The sequence below is a fragment of the bacterium genome (genome assembly GCA_035945995.1).
Taxonomy (GTDB): Bacteria; Sysuimicrobiota; Sysuimicrobiia; order Sysuimicrobiales; family Segetimicrobiaceae; genus DASSJF01.
In genome coordinates this window covers 1-21241 of sequence record DASYZR010000092.1, presented here as the reverse complement: position 1 = coordinate 21241, position 21241 = coordinate 1, and the positions used below count along the sequence as shown (strand labels likewise).

Below are 21241 nucleotides of genomic sequence, written 5' to 3'. Positions count from 1 at the left end.
GGCCGCGGCCGGGCGCCCGCGCCGCGTCGTCCTCGACAGCCGGCTGCGCACGCCGCCGGCGGCCCGCGTGCTGGCGGCGGACGGGACTGCGGTGATCGTCGCGACGACCGGCGCGTCCACGCCGGAGGCGCGCTGGGCGGTCGCGGAGCGCGGCGCCGAGGTGCTGGTCTGCGGCGGCGACGATGAGCGGGTGGATCTTGCGCGGCTGCTCCGCGAGCTCGCCGTCCGCGGCGTGATGAGCGTGCTGGTCGAAGGCGGCGCCACCGTGCACGGCGCGTTCATGGACGCGGGTCTGATCGACAAAGTCATCGCCTACGTCGCGCCGGTCCTGGTCGGCGGCCGCGCACCGGTGCCGGCACTCGGGAGCGGCGTCGCCGCGATGGCGGACGCCTGGCGCCTGCGGCGGGTCGCGATCCACCCGCTCGGCGACGACGTGCTGATCGAAGCCTATCCGGACCGGTCGTAGCCGCGGGCGATGTTCACCGGAATCGTCGAGGGCACCGCACGGGTCCGCGAAGTGAGGCGGGGCCGGCGCGGCACGCGCCTGCGGATCGACGCCGGGGCGGCGCTCGACGGCCAGTCCGTAGGTGTGGGCGACAGCATCGCGGTCAACGGCGTCTGTCTCACGGTGGTCGATGTCGAACCGGAGGGGTTCGCCGCGGATCTGTCGGGAGAGACGCTGGCCCGAACGACGTTGGGCCGGCTCGCGCCGGGCGCCCCGGTCAATCTCGAGCGGCCGGTGCCGGTGGCGGGACGGCTCGGCGGGCACATCGTCCAGGGCCACGTGGACGGCATCGGCCGGGTCGTCGCGCTGCGCGACGAGGCCGAGGAGCGCCGCCTCGACATCGAGGTGGCGCCGGAGCTCGCGCGGTACCTGGCGGAGAAAGGTTCGGTCGCCGTCGACGGGGTCAGTCTGACCGTGGCCGCCGTCGCGCGAAGCCGGTTCGGCGTGGCGCTGATCCCGCACACGTGCGCGGTGACGACGCTCGGGGCGCTGGAACCCGGACAGGAAGTCAATCTCGAGGTCGATATCCTGGCGAAGTACGTGGAACGGCTGGCCGGCGCGGCCCGCAGGCCGCGGGTGCGGACGCCGGAAGCCGGCACGCAACGGGGTGTGGCGGCGCGCCGGCGGAGGAAGGCGGGGAGGCGGTAATGGACGACCCAGACGGAACGGGATACGTCGGCGGGGGCGTGGCGCGCGAGGATGCGTCGACGCGGGCATCGCGCTCGCCGGTCGAGGCCGCCATCGCAGTCATTCGTACGGGCGGCTTTGTCATCGTCGTCGACGACGAAGAGCGCGAGAACGAAGGCGATCTCGTCATCGCCGCCCAGTACGCCAGCGCGGAAAAGGTGAATTTCATGCTGACCCACGCGCGCGGCCTGGTGACGGTGCCCCTCACCGCGGAGCGGGTGGAGGCGTTGGGGCTGCCGCTCATGGTCGCGCACAACACGTCCCATCAGGGCACCGCGTTTACGGTGTCGGTCGGGGCGAAGCACAAGATCTCGACCGGCATCTCCGCGGCCGACCGCGCCGCGACGATCCAGGCGCTGGTCGACCCCGCCACCGGGCCCGAGGATCTCTCGCGTCCCGGCCACGTTTTTCCGCTGCGCGCGACGCCGGGCGGCGTGTTGCGGCGCGCGGGGCATACCGAGGCGGCGGTGGATCTCGCGGCGCTGGCGGGCCTCCAGCCCGCCGGCGTGTTGTGCGAGATCATGAACGAGGACGGCACCATGGCCCGCCTTCCGCAACTGGAGGTCTTCGCACGGCGGCACGATCTGCCGATCATGGCCGTCCGGGATCTGATCCGCTACCGTATTCAGCGCGACCGGTTCGTGCGCCGGGAAGGGCAGACGCGGCTGCCGACGGTGTTCGGCGAGTTCCGGGCGGTCGTCTACGAAAACACGCTGGACGGCGCCAGCCATCTCGCGCTGGCCTACGGGGATCTCGCGGGAGACGAACCCGTGCTGGTGCGGATGCATTCCCAGTGCCTGACGGGGGAGGTGTTCGGGTCGCTACGTTGCGACTGCGGAGATCAACTGCGCGCGGCGCTGACGGCGATCACCCGCGAGGGACGGGGGGCGTTGATCTACATTCGCCAGGAAGGCCGCGGCATCGGGCTGACCAACAAGATCCGCGCCTACGCGCTGCAGGATGCCGGCCGGGACACCGTCGAGGCGAACGAGCTGCTGGGCTTCGCGCCCGACCCGCGCGACTACGGCGTCGGCGCGCAGATCCTCATGGATCTCGGCCTGCGGCGGATCCGACTCTTGACCAACAATCCGGCGAAGCGCGTGGGGCTCGAAGGCTACGGCATCGAGGTGGTCGATCGCGTCCCGATCGAGGTGCCGCCGAACCCCGAGAACTACCGCTACCTCTCGACCAAGCGCCACAAACTCGGACACCTGCTGTCGATCGAGTAGGGGACGCCGGATGGCGGGGCGGCCTGACAAGCGCCGGGCGGTTCCCGACGGTCGCGGCATGCGTATCGCCGTCGCGGTGAGCCGGTTCAACGCGCGCATCACGCGGCGGCTGCTGCGGGGCGCCCAAGAGGCGCTTGTCCGCTGCGGCGTGGCGGACGAACGGGTCGAGGTGGCGTGGACGCCGGGCGCCTGGGAGCTGCCCATCCTGGCGCAGGGTCTCGCGCGCACCGGCCGCTACGACGCGATCGTCTGCCTCGGCTGTGTGATCCGGGGCGAGACCGCGCACGACCGGATGATCGGGCTCGGCGCGACGACCGGCCTGGCGCGGGTCGCGCTCGACGAGCGCGTGCCAGTCACGCTCGGCCTGCTGACGGTGCGGACGCTGGAGCAGGCGGAGGCGCGCAGCGGCGGCGACCGCGGCAACAAAGGAGAAGACGCGGCGCTGGCCGCCGTGGAGATGGCCGCGCTGCTGCGGCGCGTGCGCGGGGAGGCGGACGGTGGATCGGACGGCGGACGCGCGCACCGGTAGCGAAGTGCTCTTTGAGCACGCCGTGATTCACACGGGCGATCCGGAGACGCCGCGCGCCACCGCCCTCGTCGCGCGGGGCGAACGGATCGTGGCGGCCGGCGACCGGGCCGGCCTGCGCGACGCCTTCCCGCACGCGCGGCGCGTCGACCTCGGCGGCCTCGCGGTCTTCCCCGCGTTCACCGACAGCCACATTCACCTCGCCGCGGTCGGGCTCGCCCTGCGCAGCGTCGATCTGAGCGGCGCGCGGTCCCTGCGCGAGGCCGTCGAGACCGTCGCCGCCGCGTCCCGCGCCGCGCCGGCCGGAGAGTGGCTGCGCGGCCGGGGGTGGGACAAGAACCTCTGGCCCGAGGGACGCTTCCCCCGGCGCGACGATCTGGATCCCGTCACCGGTGGGCGGCCCGCGGTCTTCCGCAGCAAAGACGGTCATGCCGCGTGGGTCAATTCGGCCGCGCTCGAGCGCGCGGCGATTACCGCCGCGGCGCCGGATCCCGATGGCGGGGTGATCGTCCGCGACGCGGCGACCGGCGAGCCCACCGGGCTCCTCACCGAGCGGGCCGTGCGGGCGGTGGCCGCGCTCGCGGAGACGGCGTCGCCCGAGGCGCTCGAGCAGGCGATCGAGGACGCCGCGAAGACGGCGCATCGCGCCGGCATCGCCGGCGTGCACGTCGTGGAGGGCGGGGACGTCTTCGCCGCCCTGCAGCGCCTGCGGGGGCGCGGCGGGCTCGGCGTGCGGATCTGCATGGCCATTCCGGAAGAGTCGCTCGACGCCGCGATCGCCCTGGGCCTGCGGACGGGATTCGGCGACGCGTGGCTGCGCGTGGGCGGCGTGAAGATCTTCTCCGACGGCGCGCTCGGTTCGCAGACCGCGAGCATGCTGGAGCCGTACGAGGGACAGCCGGACAACCGGGGCGTCGTGGTCAGGACGCGCGAACAGCTGCGGGACCTCGTCGCCCGCGCGTCGGCGCACGGCATCGCGGCGACGGTGCACGCGATCGGCGACCGCGCCAACCGCTGGGTGCTCGACGCGATCGAGGCCGCTCAGCAGGACACGCGCCGCCACAGGCTGCGCCACCGCATCGAGCACGTGCAGGTGCTCCACCCCGACGACCTCCCGCGCCTGGCGGCGCTCGACGTCACCGCGTCGATGCAGCCCATCCACTGCACGCAGGACCGTGATCTCGTCGACCGCCATTGGGGGGCCCGCGGGCGGTATGCCTACGCGTTCCGGTCGCTGCTGCGGCACGGAACGCGCCTCGCGTTCGGGTCCGACGCGCCGGTCGAGACGCTCGACGTGCTGACCGGCATTCACGCGGCCGTGACGCGGATGCGGCGCGCCGAGCCGGAGCGGCCCGCCTGGCGTCCGGAGGAAGCCCTGACGGCCGGCGAGGCGATCCGCGCCTACACCGAAGGGCCCGCGTATGCCGCGGGCGAGGAAGACATCAAAGGCCGGCTGGCGCCGGGCTACGTCGCGGACTTCGTAGGGTTGTCCGGTGATCTCCTCAGCGTCGCGCCGGCCGAGATCGCCGGCGTGCGGGTGTGCCTCGTCGCCGTCGGCGGTGCCGTCCGTTATTCAGATTCGTCGGGTTCTTCCTGATCCAGTTCGACCTCGGCGTCCTCGTCGTCCTCGGGCCAGACGTCGGGGCCGGGGAGGAGGGTGTCCGCCTCCGGCGGGTCGTCGCCTTCGTTCTCGATGCGCAACTCTTGCTGCGAGCCGCACTCGGGGCATTCGTACACGAGCACTTCGCCGACGTCATCCGCGGTGATGAGCTCCATGTCTTCCTGGCACTCGGGGCATACCCTCGTCAGCGGGATAGCCGCCCGAGCGTCATCGCGGTGGAATCGCTCGCTCATGCCGCGCTCCTCTTCGCTGGGCCGGTCTGACCTCCTGCTCGTCCGCGGCGCTGCGGCGGGACCGGAAAAAGACGCGGAGCCCGGACGGCGTCCGGGCTCCGCGCGACCTCGCGCCCGCGCCGGTCGCGGCTACCGGTTGAGGATCCCGAAGTGATCGGCGCGCCTCGTGATCACGTCCCAGTCCAGGTTCTTGAAGAACGCGTCGATGTAGGAGGCTTTGCCGGTCCCGTAGTCGATGAAGTACGCGTGTTCGAAGCAGTCGAGGGCGACGAGCGGCGTGGCGTTCCAGATGGGGTACGTGTTCTGCTCGTCGCCGATGAAGTTGAGGCACGCGCCGGTGTCCCAGTCGTACGCCAGCCACGCCCAGCCCCGCGCCGCAATGCCGGTGGCCTTCAGTTCGGCCTGCCAGCTGTCGAAGGAGCCGTACGCCTTCTCGATCAGCTGCAGCATCTTCCCCGACGGCTTGCCGCCCTTGCCGCCGATATGCTCGAAGTACAGCTCGTGGTTCTTGACGCCGCCGATGGCCCGGGTGAGTTCGACTTTGAGCACGCGCAGTTCGGAGTAGGTGGGGTTGGCTTTGGAAAGGTCGACCTGGCCGCTTGCGAGCCGGTCCAGGATCTCGTTGGCTTTGCCGACGTAACCTTGGTAGAGTTTGTAGTGCTCTTCCATCGTCTTCTTGCTGATGCCGGTCAATTCCACATCGAACGAACGGAACTTCTTGGCCTCGTACTTGGCCATGCACTTCCCTCCTCTCGGGATACCTGGCGGGCCCGCCGATCGGAACTATCCGGCTGGGCACAGGCGGGACGTTCTGGTGGCCTACGGCATGATATGGAGCGTCGCGTCGCAGGCACTCAGTCGAGCGGACGCATTTATTATAGGACCCCGCGCCTCCCGGGGGCAACCCGAACGCGTGTGGGATATGCCGGATGCCGGAAATGCCGCGGCGCGGAGCGCTTCGCGTACTCGCTCCGCGCCGCGTGCCGCGGGCACCCGGGCGTGCGGTCGGGTTATGCCGCCGCTTGCTGCGATGAGGCCTGCGCGCGGCGGCGCCGGCCGGCGGACCCGACCAGGCCGACCACGACGCCGAGCCCCGCCACCACAGCGGGCACGACCGTTGCCAGAGGCGGGAGCGCGGTTCCGAGCGCCGCATCCAGCGAGTAACCGCCGGGGCCGGTGATGCCGACCCCCACCGCGGCCGTGAGCACCATCAGGGCGTGCTCGTACCCGCCCTCCGCCGTCCAGAACTTCGGCCACTGAAACGAGATCGCCGTCAGCATCGCCGCCGCGATCGCGATCGACCCCAGCGGGCTCAGGAATCCGAGCAGGAAGAGCAGGCCGCCGACGGCTTCCGCGAGGCTGCCGGTGGCGGTCCAAAACTTCGCCGGGGCATAGCCCCGGGCCCCCACGAACCCGGACGCGCCGTGCAGTCCCGGGCCGCGGAACCAGCCGAACAGCTTCTGGGTGCCGTGACCGATCATGAGAAGACCAAACACCACCCGAAGGATTACAAGACCGAGATCCATGATGCTCACCCTCGCTTTTTCTGATTCCCTTCGATTTTTCGTGCTATGCCACCGTTGCCCATACAAGTATTGGCGGCGAGGCGGTCCCCGTAATGAGCCTCAAGGGGACCGCCTCGCTCTTGTCAGTTGACCTCACCTGACATTGTTCCCGGCACCCTCGAGTTCGTGGTCCGGACCGTCGATGCTCACGCCGTTGATGACCGGCGCGATCGGCGCCCCGCTGCCGTGCGCAAGCGCGGGCGACGCCGCCAGCGCCAGCACCACTCCGAGAACGAACAACCCGACTGCCTTTCGAACCGACTGCATCTGTCACTCCTCCTTGTCTCTGCTGCCGTACGCACCAATCGTTTGCATCACCGTGCCGTCGCCGTTCGGCGCGTATTTGTTGCTGGCCGAGTCGCGCACAGGCACCGTGACGCCGTACGATCCCTGGTACGCGGGCGGGACCGGCGTGACGGTCTGGGCCAGGACGGGCGATGCCGCCAGCACAACCCCCAGAACCAGCAGCCCAAGTGCCTCGCGAACTACGTCCATCTCTCTCTGCTCCTGGTGCCTTCCCTGGTCACGATGCTTCTTGTGCATAAGCCTAGTACGATTTGTAAGTTAGCACAAACAACTCACTCTTGTCAAGCGGCTTACTATATGTTAGGCTGTTGTTGTGATAAAGGCAAAGACGGCGCGGCGAGGGGAACGAGGGCTGCCGGCGCCGCGGGCGGTGCCCGCGGCCATCGAGCAGATCTGTCCGCGTTTCCATAAGACGATCGAGCTGGTCGGGAAGAGGTGGACCGGGGCGATCGTCCAGTCGCTCTTGGAAGGGGCGCAGCGATTTTCCGCTCTCCGGGGCGCGGTGCCGGGCCTTCACGACCGATTGCTCTCCGCGCGGCTCAAGGAGCTGGAAGCCGAAGGCCTCGTGCGGCGGCACGTCTACGCCGAGACACCGGTCCGCATCGAGTATGAGCTGACCGAGCGGGGCCGGGATCTCGAGAGGGTGTTCGCCGAGCTCCATCGGTGGGCGGACCGCTGGATCGCGATCTCGGCGGACGGCCTCGCTCACAGCCGCCGGTAATTGCCGGAGCCGGCTAGGGGCCGGCGTCTCGGGCGGGGTCGTGCCGCTGCTCCACCGTCTTGTAGTCCGTCTTGCCGTACGTTCCGCGACGGCCGCAGGCCGGGCAGACGTGATAGTTGGCGGCGAACGTCGCGCGGGCAAAATTCCGCTCGTCCATCCGGATTCCGGTGTCGAACTCGTGCCCGCATCCGGCGCACCGGATCAAGAGAGCGAGCCGTGCCATGCCGGCCCTACCGTCCCTTTGCGGAGTCCGCGTACCGCAGCATCTCCGCACGCCTCCACAGCCGGTAACGGCCCGTGCCCCAAACGGGGGCCGGAAGGGCCGGCCCGGCGTCCGGCGTTAGCAGCGCCGCCGGCGGCCGGCCGAGGATCTCGGCCGCTTCCACGACCGTGATCACGTCCTCCCCGTCGCGCGCGGCGCGGCACAACGCGGCCAGGAAGGAGTCGGCCGGCGCGGGCCGCGACAGGAAGAACTCCACCGCCGTGCGGCCGTGCGGGTTCGCCTGCTTGACCAGGTTGCTGAACCGGTGCAGCTCTTCGGGAAAGCCGCGCAGATGCCGGAGGACGACCGCGTCGAGGTCACCCGGCTGGGGAGAATCAGACATTACGGGATCGCCGGCGGGGTTGGTGCCGAAGGGGAGACTCGAACTCCCACGGGCTTTCGCCCACTACGCCCTGAACGTAGCGCGTCTGCCAATTCCGCCACTTCGGCACGCGGCGTTGGATGCGGTATCAGCATATCCAAGTCCGCCGCGGGGTGTCAACCTGCCATAGACTTCGCGCCGAGTTCGCCGATGGTCTGCGGCAGCAACGCCAGGTCCGCCAGCACGCGCGTCGGCCGTACGCCGGCGACCGGCTCACCATGGCGGTTGATAAACACCGTTCGGTAGCCCAGGCGGCCGGCAGGGATCATGTCGTGGTAGAGGCTGGCCCCGACGTGGATCGCCCGGTCCGGTCCGGCCTGTGCGCGCGTACCGAACATCTCCCAGTGGGCCGGTGCGGGTTTGTAACTGCCGCATTCCTCGGCGGTGATGACAAGATCGGGCGTGACGCCGAGTTGCCGGACCGATGCCTGGATCAGGTCGCGATCGACGTTGGACAGGATGGCGATTCGAAGGCCGCCGTCCCGGAGCCGCCGGAGCGCGTCCGGCACTTCCGGGAAGGGCCGCCACTGCGGCAGGGATTCCGGAAGCACATCTTCGCGTCCCGGGGGCAGCGGATGACCGAGGTGCCGCATGAGACGGCCGCTGGCCTCGGTCAGCACCTCACGGTACGGGCGGTAGGCGCCGTGTTCCACCTCCGCTTCGGCGGCAATGTACCGGGCGGCCACCGTCCCGCGGTCGAGCGCCCCGCCGAGGAACGGCCCGAGCGCGTCGGCCACGCCGCCTTCCCAGTCGATGAGCGTGCCGTAGCAATCGAAGGTGACCCATTCCACGGGGCCCATGGGCGGGTTTTCGCCGCCGGCGCGGTCGCGGCCTGGGGTTTCCTACCCGGCCCCGCCGGTGAGGTAGAGAGATGTTTGTGGCGTAGTCCCGGGTGGGTATATGGCGGGTATGGCTGCTGTTGCGGCGACATTGTCGCGTCTGCATTGGCCCGGGCGGGTAAGATCCCGGGCGGGCGTGGCCGTCTGGATGCTCCTTGCGGCGGCCGGCTGGACCGTTGCCGCCGCTGCTGCGTCGATGGCCGTCCACCAGCAACAGCGCGCCGCTCAGTACGCCGAGTTCGCCGGATTGACGCCGGTCTCCGGGTCCGGCGTGGACGTCACCCTCACCGATTCGAGCCGGGCGATCCAACCCGGCGACAACCCGAGCACCGCTCTGGTCCAGGACAGCGACCTGACATTCCTCGTGATGATGCTGTGGTACGGGGGCGCGCGGGCGATCGCGATCAACGGCGAGCGCGTGACGACGCTGACCACCATCACCTCGTCGGGGCCGACGCTGCTGATCAACGGCCGCCGCCTGGTGGGACCGTTCCAAGTCGTCGCGGTAGGGGACCCGATGGTGCTGCGCGGGGTCCTGGAGACGCGAGACGGCTTCGCGGCCCGGATGCGCGAGAGCGGCCTCGGCGTCCGGATTTCCCAGCGCCGAGCGATAACAGTCCCCGCCGGTCGCGACGCCCCGCCCCCGCTGTAGTAAGTTCGCCCGCGGGTTTTCCCGGCGCGGAAACTGGGCCCGGAACGCGACGTCCCGGGCCCAGTCGAGCAGGATTACGGGTCCGGTGCGACTACTTAGGAATGGACGGGATGAAGAACGGCAGCAGTCCCGCGCTGTTCGGCCGCTGGTCCTGGACATAGGCTACCCGGTTCGTCTGGTCGTACCCGACGGCATGGCTTCCCACGTAGGTTGACGCGCCGCCGACATAGCGCACCGTTGGCCCGCCGGTGAACAGGCCCAGCAGCGCGCCGGTCGGCCGGTTCGCCGCCGCGAACAGGAAGATGTTGTCTTTGGCATTGTACAACGCCCCGTCGCCGGCCCAGATCTCCGGGAACATCGTGACCACGCTACCGGCCTTCATGTTCCAGAGGACCGTGTGGTTCGACTTCTTGTCCGAGCAACCGAGGAGGCCTTGCCCCGTCGCCGGATTGATCGCGAGGCCGTTCGGGTTGCACGCGACGCTCACTTTCGTCTTCGTGACCAGCGTGTCGTTGCGCGGATTGAACGTGAAGACCGTGTTCTGGTCGGAGCTGGTCATGTACATCATGCCGTCGCCGGGGTTGTACCGGGGCTGCTCGAGGCCGTCTCCCAAATTGGTGAATCTCTTGATGATCCGGTTCGAGACGAGGTCGACGACCGCGACGATCCCGTCGTCGCTGTTGGCGATGTACACTTTTTTGTCGGCTGGATCGTAGTCCCCCTCGTCGACGCGCTTCTTCCCGCCGGTGTTGAGCGTCGCGATGACGGCGTTGCGGTGCATCGACGTCGGCGCGATGTCGACGATCACCACGTCGGACTTGGCGCCGCCGAGAACCAGCTTGTTCACGTTTTTCGCCAGGATCACGCCGTTGGGATCCTCGCCGGTCTGAATCGTCGACATGTACTTGGCCGACGGAGTCCGGACGTCGAAGACGTCCACGCCGTGATCGGTGCGATCGGCGAGGTACATCAGATGGGCGGTCTGGTCGACCTCAACGAGGTCCGCGCTGAGCGTCTTGCCCTGGATCGGCGGAATCGCGACTTCCGGCAGCGGGAGGAGGACGTCCGACCCCGTCATCCCTTGGCCTCTCGCCGACGGCGCCAATAAGAACAGCGCCACCACTCCGATGAGCGCCCACAGGGCCACTCCGCTACCGTGCCGACGCGAGCCACTCGATATCATTCGCATCCTCCTCTTCAACGTTTCTTGGCCTCACGAACCGGCGTGCCCTATTCGTTGCGGATGCCAGAAGACGCGGAACAGGCGCGTATGATTTCCCGAAGCCTACGATTGCGCGGCTGCGATTGCCCGAGCGGGGGGATGTCCCTGACGTGCCGCCCCCGGGATCGGACAAGGTTTTGGAGAGGATTTCGGTCTTGGTCCCCGGTCCCCTGCCGATGCGATCACTCCCGCCCGAGCCGCCGTGCGATTCCGCGGGCCCGCGGGCCGGTAGACGCATAAACATCTTGACATCTATACATCAATCATGCTAATGTGCGGGTACGCCAGGCCGGGGGTGACGCGCATGCTCAACCGCATCGAGCTGATCGGGCGGCTGACGAGGGATCCCGAACTCCGGTACGTGTCCAATGGGTACCCGATGGCGCAGTTCACGATCGCAGTCGACCGTGACTTCCGAAACGCGGCCGGCGAGCGCGAGGCCGATTTTGTCAGGTGCGTCACTTGGCGCAAACTGGCCGAGCAGGTCGGTCAGTACTGCGCCAAGGGGCGCCTCGTGGCCGTGGAGGGCCGCCTGCAGACGCGGAGTTATGAGACGCCAGACGGCTCACGGCGCACGATCACGGAAGTGGTCGGCGATCGCGTGTGGTTTCTCGACAGCCGCCGAGCCGAAGGCGACGCCGGGTCGGCGCCGGCGGGCCCGGAAGCGCAGGAGGCCCAGCCAGAGTTGATCGGCGATCCGGAGGAGACCGCGCTGGAAACCGTCACGGAGTCATGACCCGCCGGCGCGGGGCGGGGATCGCCCCGATCGAGGCGACCCCATGTACGGTTCCGTGCCTTACTGGCGAGTGTCGGCGGGCGTGTCGAGTCGACGCAGTGCCAGAAACACCACGAGGTCCCACGCATTGCGTACGCCGATTACAAGGAGGAGGACGCTCGCCGCGGCCAGCGCGTTGAGCGCCTGCCCCCGCGGCGCTGCGCCCGCGGCCGCCCTGAGCAATCCGATGCCGGCATCGAGGTAGAGAATGTACCCGACGGACGGCATCAGCGAATACCACACCACGTCGCTCCGGTCGATGCTCCTGGCAACATAGCGCTCGCGGAAAAATGGTAGGTTGCGGGCGATATGCCCGAGGCTGCCCATGCCGGTGAGCACCAGCAGTCCGCCCAATACCGTCTCGCTCAGCGTGGGCACGAACACGACGGCGGCGGTCACCAGCACGTACACGAAGTGGATAAACGTCGGGCTCATGAACGCGCTGAAGCTTGCCGTGAGAACCGGTCGTTCCTCGGGCGTCCACCGGGTGGACCCGAGCGAGATCGCGATGAACATCAGGCCGACCAGCGTGGCCGACGCGCCGCCGAGCAGCATGTAGAAGTTCTGCCATTGCTGAAGTGGCGCCATCACGCCGGCCTCCCCATACCTCGTCAGAGGGTGCGGAGATCCCCGCGGTCGACCAGCTCGATCCTGACGCCATCGGGGTCGCGAATGATCCCGATCCGGCCGATGCCGGTTCCTGCCGGCTTGGGGGTGCCCGGCTCGGCGCTCACGCCCTGCGCCGCGAAGCGCTTGAGGGCCCCGTTGACGTCCTCGACCCTCAACGCGATGTGGCCAAAAATGTCGCCGGTATCGGGCGTGGGCCGGTGCAGCAGCTCCACAACGTCGTAGCCGAAATGGAAGTAAAGTATGCTGAGCTGTGTCTGCGGGACCGACATCTCTTTGAGGGGTTTCATCCCCAGACGGCGCGCGTAGAAGTCCGTCGCCGCGGTGAGATCGTTCGCCCGCACCGAGAAGTGATCGAACGAGACGATCGCCGCGTGTTCGATCGGCGCCGCGCGAAAGTCGACGTCGCGCTGGAGCAACTCGATGCGAGCGCCGTTAGGATCCCGCACGAAGGCGAGGCGCCCGATCCCGGTGCCGGCCACCTTCGGCGCCGCGACCGATTCGGATCCGGATTCGACGAGCGCGTTGTAGTCGGCGTCGAGATTGTCCGTCATGAACCCGAGGTGCGTGATCCCGAAGACCTCGTTGGGGGCCGGCTGCCGGCGATGCAGCAGCTCGATCATGCCGCCGGCGATCTGCAGATAGATGACGTCGGTTTGGCTGGACGGGATGACGTTGCGGGCCACCACCCGGGCGCCGAGCACGTCCTGGTAGAAGGCAAGAGACTTGTCGAGGTCACGGATGACGACCCCGGCGTGATTGAGTTCGTAGATCATCGTGCCGGCCTCCCTTGTGATTCGGCCGCGCCGGGCCACGGCACGACCGTGATGTCGGGGATGTGTACGCGACTCGGGCGATCCAACAGCCAGGCGAAGATGTCCGCGATGTCGGACGGCCGCAGCATCCGCGCGCGCTCCTCCGGTGGCGGTGGCGTGAGCTTGCGATCCCAGATGGCGGTGTCGACCGGGCCGGGGCTCACCGAGGTGATGCGGATCTCGGAGTGCCGGTACTCGGCGATCAGGGCTTCGGTCAGGGCCCGCGCCCCGAACTTCGACGCCGCGTACAGGCTCCCGCCTTCGCCGGCCCTGAACGCCGCGGTGGACAGGACGTTGAGGATGTAGCCGCCGCCGGCGGCCTGGAGATGCGGCAACACGGCGCGGCACATCAGATACGTGCCGGTCAAATTGGTGTCGATGAGCCGTTGCCACTCCTCGGACGTCGTGTCCACGAGCCGGCGGCGGGCCCGCATGCTGCCGCCGGCGCAGTTGACCAGCACGTCGATGCGGCCGAATCGGGCCGCGATCTCCGCGACGGCCGCCGCGACGTCGGATTCCCGCCGGACGTCCGCCGTCACGCCGGCGGTCCGGCCGCGATGCCGGGCGTCGAGGGTGCCGAGCGCGTCGTCGAGCCGCTTCCGGTCGCGGGCGATCGCCGCCACGCGCATCCCGCGCGCGGCCAGGACGCCGACGGCGGCCAGCCCGATGCCCGAGCTGCCACCCGTGACGACCGCGACCTGCGCCGCTGCCGGCATCGCGCCCGTCTCCCCGCGGTCCGTCATCCGCGGAGCGCTCCCTCGCTCAGCCCGCGGACGAGCACCCGTTGCGACGCGGTGAAGACGATGACGGCGGGGATGCTCATCAGCAGCGACGCCGCCATAAGCTCGCCCCAACGGATCCCGTTCTCGTCGATGAAGAAGGCGAGGGCGATGGACAGCAGCCGGTTGTTCAGCCCCTGCGTGAACACCAGGGCGAACAGAAACTCGTTCCAGGCCAGCACGAACGCGTACATGGCGGCCGCGACCAAGGCGGGCTTCGCCATGGGCACCACGATCCGCCAGAGGAGGCGCGGGATGGAGCACCCGTCGACCACCGCCGCCTCCTCGATCTCCACAGGGACCCGGTCGAAAAAGCCCTTCATGAGCCAGATCGATACCGGGAAGACCACCATGAGATACGCGAGGACCAGCCCGGGCAGGGTGTTCATGAGGTGCAGGTTGCGCAGCGTGATGAAGAACGGCACGATGACGGCCACGCGCGGAAACAGCTGCGTGAACAGCACCGACCAGAGCAGCGGTGTGCGGCCGGGGAAGCGAAAACGCGAAAACCCGTAGCCCCCGAGCACTCCCACGACGAGCGCGACCGCCGTGGTGGCGATCGAGACGACGGCGGTATTGAAGAATCCACGGATGATCGCCTGATTGTGCAGCACCGAGACGAAGTGGGCGAACGTGACGGGGTTGGGGATCCATCGCGGCGGAACCGCGTACAGGTCCTGCGTCGTCTTGAGCGCGGTGCTGACGCCCCACACGAGCGGGGCGACGCTGAACCCCGTGAAGAGCAGTCCGAACGTGTACACGGCCACGTAGCGCGCGACGCGGCCCGCCCGCCGCCTCGTCACGCCGGGCCGCGCGGCGGTGCGCGCGCCCGCCCGAGGCGCCGGCACGCGAGCCGCCAGCCCGGTCACGGCGCCGCCGTCCCCGCGAGCGGGACGCCGGCCGGCCGCACGCGGCCGCTCCTGTTGGCGGCGCCGTGGAGCAGCGGCAGCGTCAGCGCGCCGAGCAGCATGAGCACGCTCAGCGCGGACGCCCCGCCCAGGTTGAAGTCGACGAACGCCCTTCGGTAAATTGCGAGGCTCCACGTTTGGGTGGCGTTCGCGGGGCCGCCCCCGGTCATCACGGTGAGCGTGTCAAAGGAGTTGATTGCTTGGATGGTTTCCAGCAGCAGCGCCAGGAGGAGCACGCCGCTCACGGCCGGGACCGTGATGAAGCGGAACAACTGCCAAGCGTTGGCCCCGTCGACCTGCGCGGCTTCGTACTGTTCTTCCGGCACGCCCTGCAGGCCCGCCAAGATCAGCAGCATGATGAACGGGAATCCCGCCCAGGAATACGCGATCATCACGGCCGTCAGCGCGGTGCGCGGATCGCCGAGCCAGTTGGCGGCCAGGGCCCCGAGCCCCCACGCGCGCAGGGTTTGGTCGAGCACCCCGGTGTCGGTCTGCAGGATCCAGCGCCACAGGTTGGCGGCCACCACGGAGGGGATCGTCCAGGGCAGGACGACGAGCACACGCATCCACGCCGTTCCGCGGACCTTGGCGTTGAAGACGAGGGCGGCCAGAAACCCGAGCACGAAGCGCAGCAGGACCGTGCCGGCGACCCAGGCGAGGGTGCGCCGCAGCAGGCTGCCGGTCGCGGGGTCGGCGAGGATGCCGGCGAAGTTGCCGAGGCCGACGAACGTGGTCCGGAACGCGGGCAGCCCCACCGTAGAGACGCTGAACCGTAGAGTCTGCAGCGTCGGATAAACCATCATGACCGCGATGAGCGCGATGGCCGGCAGCGCCAGCACGTAGCCCGGTCCCCACTGCCGCAGCGCGACGCGGCGCCGGCGTCCCGGCACGGCGCCCTACAACCTCTCCGCCATGTACCGGGCGAACTGCGGGATGGCCACCTCCGGCGCCTCGATCTCCGGATGCCAGGCCTTCTCCCACTCGAAGTTCACGTAGCCATCGTAGCCCGCCGCCTTGAGCACCTCGAGGAACGACGGAATGGGCACCGTGCCCGTGCCGGTGAGGACGAGATCGAACCCCTGCGCCGACGATTTCGCGGAGTCCTTCACGTGGACGAGCTTGATGCGCGGTCCGAGCCGGACCCAGGTCTCGGCGCCCGCTTCTCCGTGGCGGTAGGTGTGCAGGATGTCCCAGAGAATCGCGAGATTGTCCCCGGTGCCGCGGGCGATGAGATCGAGCAGGCGCTCGGACGTGGAAAAGTAATCGTGGCTCTCGAGGACGGTGGTCACGCCCCGCGCGCGGGTCTCGTCCGCCACCCGGCCGAGCCCCGCCGCGATGGCGTCGAGGGTGGCGTCCCGGTCCTGATGCTCGGGCATGGGACCGCCGAACACGCGGAGGTAGGGGGCGCCGAGGCCCTCGGCGATCGCGCAGTAGACTCTGGAGGACTCGAGCTGCCTGCGCCGTTCGTCTTCGTCGAGGGAGTTCATCCGGACGCTGGTGTCGACGCAGACGACCTGAATGCCGCCGTCGTCGAAGCGCCGCCGGGTCTCGCGGATCCCGGCCGGCGAGAACTCCTCGAGCTTCGGCAGGTTCACCTCGCCGCGAATGAGCCGAATCTCGACGCCCGAGAAGCGGTTGCCTCTCGCCAGGGCGATGACCTGGTCGACGTCGTAGGTGGGGCATCCCAGGGTGCTGAATCCGAGTTTGAACATCGGCGCGCGCTCCCGTGTCCCTATTTCTTTGCGAGGATCGCGTCGATCTGCTGCGCCATCGCGTCCGCCGCCTGCTGGGGCGCGAGCTGTCCGACCAGGATCTTTTGCGCCTCGGTGATGATCACGGTCTGGATGCCGGCCCAATCGGCGACGCTCGGCAGCGACCGTGCGTCCCGCAGCGCCTTCGCGAAGATGCTGAGCTTCGGGGCGTTCCACGGCGCCACCGCATAGCACGACAGGCGGCCCGGCGTGCGGTTCATCATCTTGCACATGTTTTCCGGTTTGGCGAACCACAACAGGAAGACGCGGGCCGCGTCCGCGTTTTTCGCGCCGGCCGGCACGCCCATGGTCCAGCCTCCGGACCGGTTGACCTTGTCCGGCGAGAGCACCGTGCCCCACTGCAGCTCCGGGTGCTTCGTCGTGAGCTCGTCGTACACGTTCGACGAGCTCGTGATCATCCCGACCTTGTTCGCCTCGAAGAGCGGGAGCAGGTCGCGGGTCGTCGAGAAGTTGGGTGTGCCCGGCGGGGCGACGTGGTACTTGGTGTAGAGGTCCGCCCAATACGTCAGGCCCGCGACGCTCTTCGGCGAGTTGATCACCGCCTTGGTGTCGTCCTTGCTGAGGAAATCTCCCCCGTGCGCCCAGATGGTGGAGGCCAAGAGGTCCATGGCATTGGAGGGGTCGCTCAGGTCCGCGGCGACCCCGACCCCGTACTGCCCCGGAATCGTGAGCCGCCGGGCGATCCGCAGCATGTCGCCGTACGTCCAATTGTCGGTGGGATACGCGACGTGCGCCTTGTCGAAGACGGTCTTATTGTAGTAGAAGACCAGGGACGACGCGCGATTCGGGAGCGCGTACAGGACGCCCTTGTAGTGACTGGACGCCCAGATCGACGGGACGTAGTCCTTGACGTCCAGGCCCTTGGCCGCGCTGTCGAGCGGCTGCAGCAGCCCCTTTGCCGCGGCGGTGGACACCCACGTGGCGTCGAGGTCGATGACGTCGGGCGGGGTGCCGGCCAGCGTGGCGGTGATGAACTTGTCGAGATAGCCGTTGATCGGCAGGGGCTCCATCTGGAGCGTGATCTCCGGATGGTCGGCCGACCATTCCTTCATGATGAGCGGGACCTGGCTCTGCCACCAACTGCCGACCCAGACGGTGACCGTCGGCTTGCCGGCGGCCGCCGATGCGTGTGGTCCGGTCCCGGGGCCGCCGCACAGGGATGCGGCCAGGCTTAGTGCCACGAGCGGCACCGCAAAAACCGCCCGCCTCACGCGTCGTGGTGCTTCGGCCATGGTTCTGCGCACCTCATCGCACAGTCGTTGGGGACTACGCGTGGATCTCTTGCCCGAGCGTTTCGTTTTCGGGTTCGGCCGTCCTGCTCCTGAGCCGGGCCCTACCGGCCCAACTCGACGCGCCGGCCGTCCGCGGCGGCGACGTATCCGGCGTACACGACTTCGATTGCGTCGCGGCCCAGGCGCCCGTCGGCGATGGGTTCACGCTCCTCGGCGACGCTTTCCACGAAGTCCTGCAGCGCCTGGCGGTGACCCTGCGCCCAGTCCTCATCCGGCGCGGGCGCGCTCCAGCCCGCCTTGGTTTCGAGTTTCTCCATCAGGTACTCATCCTCGAAGATGGATGGATCAGGCGCGAACGCCTGCACAAGACCGGTGTGCTCCATGCTGCATTTGATGTGCGCGTTCGAGAGAAAGACCGTAAGCGCGCTCTCCATCCCGCCCAGCACGGCGTCCGACGCCCAGACGATTCCTCGCGCGCCGTCGTCGAAGGTGATGATGAGGCAGCCCCAGTTCTCCACGTCCACCCATCCGGTGCCGATCCAGTGCCGTTCTTCCTGCTGGAACGCCGGCGCGCGCGTCAGGTCGCCCACGTCCGCGACGACGGCGCGGGGCCGGATGGGCCGGCCCGTGCGGCGGAGACCTTCCCGCCGCTTCAGGTGCAGCATCGCGCCGATCGGGTGTACCCCGAGGCGGAGCAGCGCGCCGCCGCCCGTGTACCGCCACTCCTTCGCGTACGGTGAGTGCGAGCCGCTGTGGCACTCCCCGCCGCGCATCTCGAGGATCACCCCGCCCGCCGCGGCGGCCAGGCGGTCCGCCTTCGCGATCGACGGCGCGTAGACCCAGTTCTCCGCGTACATCAGGCGCACGTGCGCGCGCTCCGCGGCCGCGAGCATCGCGTCGGCGCTCTCGACGGCGGTCCGGAGCATGTCGGTCCGTGGGACGGCCGCCACTTCCGTCCCGGCCGGCAGGCCCTGGCCGTCGAAGGCCGTGAGGGGCTTCGAGCAGATGACGTGCTTGCCGGCGGCGGCGGCCTCCTCGGTCATCGGCCGGTGGAGGTGATTGGGGACGCAGAGGTCGACGATGTCGATGTCGCGGCGGGCGAGGATCTCCCGGTAGTCGCCGTACACGTCCGGCACCCCGTGCCGCCGCGCGTACGCCTCGGCGTGGTCCCGGGACCGGCCGGCGACGGCCGCGATCCGCACGTCGTATCCCGACACGGTCGCATAACAGCGGGCCCGCGTCTCCGCGATGAACCCGGCCCCGATCATGCCGACCATGATCTGCCGCTGTCTCCCCATCGCCCACCCCCACGACTCACACACGCCGTCCGCGGCGCGCCAATCAGCGCCGTCCGCCTAAGAAAACGTGCACCCCGCGCGGGGCGTCTTCCTGCCGCACCGCCCGCCGTTCACCGCGAAGGGACACGGCGGCGCCATCGAACATATTGATGTATTGACATCTTTACATCACAGCGCTATAGTCCGCAGTAATCGAATCGGGACGGTCTGCTGCAGGCGACGAAGCGGCGGCAGAGCGTGGATGCCGGGGAACCCTGGAGCGGATCCCGGCGAGAGCGATAGGGCGGTGCGCATTTGGCTCGTGCGCGTGTGAATGCAGCGCACGTCAGACGCAGTGGCGGGACGCCCAGGCACGCGGACGGAGATCGAGAACGACGCACCGGAGTCGCGTTGGCCGAGCAGTGAACCGGCATCGGGCAGTATCGGTCGCGGTGAAAATTCAGCTGCTGCAGGTCACCGGATAGACAGAGTCAGGCGCGCGGGTGCGCGCGACGACGAGGCACCGGTTTCGGTGGACGCTTCACCCCCTCGGAAGCGTCGGGCCCTGCCCCCTCGTCGGCGCGGGCACCCGTGTTGTCCGTGACCCCGGATACCCCCTTGGCATGACGACACCGCCCCGCAAGGATCCTCCGCATAAGCCCGTGTTCGGTTAACTCTGTCCATTCTGAAAGGAGATGATCGCCATGCGCTCGTGGGAGCGTGCGGCGGCGGCATTGGCGTGCCTCACGCCGCGCGACCGCTCGTTGCTTCGCGTGCTCCGGGATCTCCGGTACCTCACGTGCGGACAGGCCCACCGGGCCTGCTACGACGCGCTCGCGCCGCGAGGCGCGCGCGTCCGGCTTGGGGAGTTGCGGCGCCGTGGACTGCTCGTACGGCTCCGTAGCGGCGGGTTCACCGACCGCCGCGTCTTCTGGGGACTCGCGCCGCTCGGCCGCGCGGCCGCGGCGGCGCTTGAACGTGTCGAAGCCGGCGCCGCCCCGGAGGCGGCGGCCGTTGGGACGCCGCGGCCGGACGCCGTGGCGGCGCTGCAGATGGCCCACCTGATTGCGACCAACGACCTGTTCTGCGATGTGTGCGCCGCCCGCCGCGCCGGCCGGCTCCCGGCGTGCCGTTGGCTGGCCGCGCACCGGTCCATCATCGACCTCGGCCACACCGCCGTCGTACCGGACGCCGTCGTACTGATCGCCGGCCCCGACGGTTGGTGGGTGTACTACCTGGAGCGCGACCGGGGTACCATGCCGCTGGCCGCGATCCGGGAGAAACTCGACCGGTATGCGCTCCTCGGCAAGATGAGCGGAGCGCAGACCAACGATCCGGCTTGGCAGCCGCGCGTCGATGCGTGGCTCATGTTTGCGTGCGACGACCGCCGGCGCGCCCACCGGATCGCTTCGCTCGCGGCCGCCTCCGGGCTCGAACGGGTCTGGGCCGGGTTGGCGGATGAGTGCGTGGGCGGCCTCGCCGCGTCTCTCGGCGGCGTGGTCGCGACGGAGCCCTATCCGCCGCTGCCGGCGTGGGCGGCGGGTGCGCTCGCGGTCGGGGAGGAGCCGGCATGAATCACGTTGCCGCGACCGCGCGACTGCTGATCGCCGGCGGGCTCTTCGCCGCCGTCTCCTCGCTGCACGTTCCGGGTGGGGCCTTGGTCAACCTCGCTCTGGCCGCCGCCGCGTGGGCCTGCCTCGCCGCGGCGTGCGCGGGTGCGCTCCGGGCCGGACGCCCGGCGGTGCCCCCGCCCGCGACCGCCGCCTGGGCGGCATGGCCGGAGGTCGCCGATCTGGCCCGGTCCGGCGCGCTCTTGCTCGGGGTGTGGCCCCGCCGGCACGTGCCGCTCTACCTCGACGAGGAGCAATTCTCCGCGCACGTGCTGGTGCTCGGACCGTCTCGGACGGGGAAGACCGCCGGGATCATTGCCCCGAACGTCCTGCTTCGGGACCCGTCCCGTGAGAGCGTCGTGGTCCTCGATGTGAAAACCGGACCGCGCTCGTTGTGGAACGTGACGGCCGGCCATTACGGCGGCCGTACGCACCTCTTCTGCCCGTTGTTCGAGGGGTCGGTCCGGTACAATCCGCTCCAGCGCGTCGGCACGATCGGCGACGCGCTGCGCGTCGCCTCGCTGCTGGTGCACAATACGACGCCGCGCGACCTGTCGGGCGATGCCCAGGTCTACGCCTTTGCCGCGGCCGATCTGGCCGCCCTCCTGTTTCTTCACGTGCAGCATGAGCGGCCGGCCGGCGGCCACACCGTCGGCGCCGTGTACCGGCTGCTGCTCGGCGGCGCCGGCGCCGTGC

At 69.4% G+C, this 21241-nt stretch carries 27 protein-coding genes and 1 tRNA gene; 10 read left to right on the top strand and 18 right to left on the bottom strand.

Going from position 1 to position 21241, the window contains the following annotated elements; translation table 11 throughout:
- The 5 genes from VGZ23_09750 to VGZ23_09730 all read left to right on the top strand — a co-directional run.
- Positions 1-466, top strand: a 466-nt coding sequence (locus VGZ23_09750; GenBank protein ID HEV2357877.1) for a RibD family protein, incomplete at its 5' end; no start/stop codon positions are given.
- Between the two features lie 9 nt (positions 467-475).
- Positions 476-1153, top strand: coding sequence for a riboflavin synthase (locus VGZ23_09745; protein ID HEV2357876.1), 678 nt, complete (start codon positions 476-478; stop codon positions 1151-1153).
- On the top strand, positions 1153-2421 hold the full coding sequence (locus VGZ23_09740) for a bifunctional 3,4-dihydroxy-2-butanone-4-phosphate synthase/GTP cyclohydrolase II (protein HEV2357875.1): 1269 nt from the start codon (positions 1153-1155) through the stop codon (positions 2419-2421). The genes VGZ23_09745 and VGZ23_09740 overlap by 1 nt, the downstream gene beginning before the upstream one ends.
- A 58-nt stretch (positions 2422-2479) precedes the next feature.
- Positions 2480-2950 (top strand): 6,7-dimethyl-8-ribityllumazine synthase, encoded by a 471-nt coding sequence (gene ribH, locus VGZ23_09735; GenBank protein ID HEV2357874.1) that lies wholly within the window; start codon positions 2480-2482, stop codon positions 2948-2950.
- A complete protein-coding gene (locus tag VGZ23_09730) occupies positions 2919-4544 on the top strand; it encodes an amidohydrolase (GenBank protein HEV2357873.1) in 1626 nt (541 codons plus the stop codon). The genes ribH and VGZ23_09730 overlap by 32 nt, the downstream gene beginning before the upstream one ends.
- Here VGZ23_09730 and VGZ23_09725 read toward each other — a convergent pair.
- From VGZ23_09725 to VGZ23_09705, 5 genes are all read right to left on the bottom strand, one after another.
- Entirely contained in the window at positions 4517-4801 is a 285-nt protein-coding gene (locus VGZ23_09725; protein HEV2357872.1) for a hypothetical protein, read from the bottom strand. The two genes, VGZ23_09730 and VGZ23_09725, sit on opposite strands and share 28 nt — an antisense overlap.
- Before the next feature lie 129 nt (positions 4802-4930).
- Positions 4931-5539 (bottom strand): Fe-Mn family superoxide dismutase, encoded by a 609-nt coding sequence (locus VGZ23_09720; GenBank protein ID HEV2357871.1) that lies wholly within the window; start codon positions 5537-5539, stop codon positions 4931-4933.
- Between the two features lie 272 nt (positions 5540-5811).
- On the bottom strand, positions 5812-6327 hold the full coding sequence (locus tag VGZ23_09715; protein ID HEV2357870.1) for a DoxX family protein: 516 nt from the start codon (positions 6325-6327) through the stop codon (positions 5812-5814).
- Positions 6328-6459: 132 nt separating this feature from the next.
- A complete protein-coding gene (locus VGZ23_09710; GenBank protein ID HEV2357869.1) occupies positions 6460-6633 on the bottom strand; it encodes a hypothetical protein in 174 nt (57 codons plus the stop codon).
- 3 nt (positions 6634-6636) lie between these two features.
- The gene (locus VGZ23_09705) at positions 6637-6861 is read right to left on the bottom strand and encodes a hypothetical protein (GenBank protein ID HEV2357868.1); all 225 of its coding nucleotides are present in this window, start codon (positions 6859-6861) and stop codon (positions 6637-6639) included.
- A gap of 181 nt (positions 6862-7042) precedes the next feature.
- Between VGZ23_09705 and VGZ23_09700 the strand changes: the two genes are divergently transcribed.
- Positions 7043-7393, top strand: a complete 351-nt coding sequence (locus tag VGZ23_09700) for a helix-turn-helix domain-containing protein (GenBank protein HEV2357867.1) — start codon at positions 7043-7045, stop codon at positions 7391-7393.
- A gap of 13 nt (positions 7394-7406) precedes the next feature.
- On the opposite strand, the gene VGZ23_09695 is transcribed toward VGZ23_09700, so the two are convergent.
- The 4 genes from VGZ23_09695 to VGZ23_09680 form a co-directional block, all read right to left on the bottom strand.
- Entirely contained in the window at positions 7407-7616 is a 210-nt protein-coding gene (locus tag VGZ23_09695; GenBank protein ID HEV2357866.1) for a hypothetical protein, read from the bottom strand.
- Positions 7617-7623: 7 nt separating this feature from the next.
- Positions 7624-7998 carry a hypothetical protein gene (locus VGZ23_09690; protein HEV2357865.1) on the bottom strand — a complete coding sequence of 125 codons (375 nt, stop codon included), beginning with the start codon at positions 7996-7998 and terminating at the stop codon, positions 7624-7626.
- 20 nt (positions 7999-8018) lie between these two features.
- A tRNA-Leu gene (locus VGZ23_09685) sits at positions 8019-8105 on the bottom strand.
- Between the two features lie 48 nt (positions 8106-8153).
- A complete protein-coding gene (locus tag VGZ23_09680) occupies positions 8154-8837 on the bottom strand; it encodes a haloacid dehalogenase type II (GenBank protein ID HEV2357864.1) in 684 nt (227 codons plus the stop codon).
- A gap of 175 nt (positions 8838-9012) precedes the next feature.
- Between VGZ23_09680 and VGZ23_09675 the strand changes: the two genes are divergently transcribed.
- The gene (locus VGZ23_09675) at positions 9013-9528 is read left to right on the top strand and encodes a DUF881 domain-containing protein (protein HEV2357863.1); all 516 of its coding nucleotides are present in this window, start codon (positions 9013-9015) and stop codon (positions 9526-9528) included.
- 91 nt (positions 9529-9619) lie between these two features.
- On the opposite strand, the gene VGZ23_09670 is transcribed toward VGZ23_09675, so the two are convergent.
- Positions 9620-10606 (bottom strand): hypothetical protein, encoded by a 987-nt coding sequence (locus VGZ23_09670; protein ID HEV2357862.1) that lies wholly within the window; start codon positions 10604-10606, stop codon positions 9620-9622.
- A 448-nt stretch (positions 10607-11054) separates the two neighbouring features.
- On the opposite strand from VGZ23_09670, the gene ssb reads away from it, so the two are divergent.
- Positions 11055-11486 (top strand): single-stranded DNA-binding protein, encoded by a 432-nt coding sequence (ssb, locus tag VGZ23_09665; protein HEV2357861.1) that lies wholly within the window; start codon positions 11055-11057, stop codon positions 11484-11486.
- A gap of 60 nt (positions 11487-11546) precedes the next feature.
- Here the strand turns inward: ssb and VGZ23_09660 are convergent, their stop codons facing one another.
- From VGZ23_09660 to VGZ23_09625, 8 genes are all read right to left on the bottom strand, one after another.
- The gene (locus tag VGZ23_09660) at positions 11547-12113 is read right to left on the bottom strand and encodes a hypothetical protein (protein ID HEV2357860.1); all 567 of its coding nucleotides are present in this window, start codon (positions 12111-12113) and stop codon (positions 11547-11549) included.
- Positions 12114-12136: 23 nt separating this feature from the next.
- Positions 12137-12928: a VOC family protein gene (locus tag VGZ23_09655; protein ID HEV2357859.1), complete on the bottom strand. Its 792-nt coding sequence runs from the start codon at positions 12926-12928 to the stop codon at positions 12137-12139.
- Positions 12925-13710: an SDR family oxidoreductase gene (locus tag VGZ23_09650; protein ID HEV2357858.1), complete on the bottom strand. Its 786-nt coding sequence runs from the start codon at positions 13708-13710 to the stop codon at positions 12925-12927. Before VGZ23_09650 ends, VGZ23_09655 begins: the two co-directional genes overlap by 4 nt.
- Complete coding sequence (locus VGZ23_09645; protein HEV2357857.1) at positions 13707-14615, bottom strand: carbohydrate ABC transporter permease; 909 nt, start codon at positions 14613-14615, stop codon at positions 13707-13709. Before VGZ23_09645 ends, VGZ23_09650 begins: the two co-directional genes overlap by 4 nt.
- Positions 14612-15544, bottom strand: a complete 933-nt coding sequence (locus VGZ23_09640) for a sugar ABC transporter permease (GenBank protein ID HEV2357856.1) — start codon at positions 15542-15544, stop codon at positions 14612-14614. Before VGZ23_09640 ends, VGZ23_09645 begins: the two co-directional genes overlap by 4 nt.
- Positions 15545-15550: 6 nt before the next feature.
- Positions 15551-16366 (bottom strand): sugar phosphate isomerase/epimerase family protein, encoded by an 816-nt coding sequence (locus VGZ23_09635; GenBank protein HEV2357855.1) that lies wholly within the window; start codon positions 16364-16366, stop codon positions 15551-15553.
- A 20-nt stretch (positions 16367-16386) separates the two neighbouring features.
- Positions 16387-17637: a sugar ABC transporter substrate-binding protein gene (locus VGZ23_09630; protein HEV2357854.1), complete on the bottom strand. Its 1251-nt coding sequence runs from the start codon at positions 17635-17637 to the stop codon at positions 16387-16389.
- A 122-nt stretch (positions 17638-17759) separates the two neighbouring features.
- Positions 17760-18956 (bottom strand): Gfo/Idh/MocA family oxidoreductase, encoded by a 1197-nt coding sequence (locus VGZ23_09625; protein HEV2357853.1) that lies wholly within the window; start codon positions 18954-18956, stop codon positions 17760-17762.
- A 683-nt stretch (positions 18957-19639) separates the two neighbouring features.
- Here VGZ23_09625 and VGZ23_09620 point away from each other — a divergent pair.
- Positions 19640-20509 carry a replication-relaxation family protein gene (locus VGZ23_09620; GenBank protein HEV2357852.1) on the top strand — a complete coding sequence of 290 codons (870 nt, stop codon included), beginning with the start codon at positions 19640-19642 and terminating at the stop codon, positions 20507-20509.
- Positions 20506-21241, top strand: a 736-nt coding sequence (locus VGZ23_09615) for a type IV secretory system conjugative DNA transfer family protein (protein HEV2357851.1), incomplete at its 3' end; no start/stop codon positions are given. The genes VGZ23_09620 and VGZ23_09615, both read left to right, overlap by 4 nt.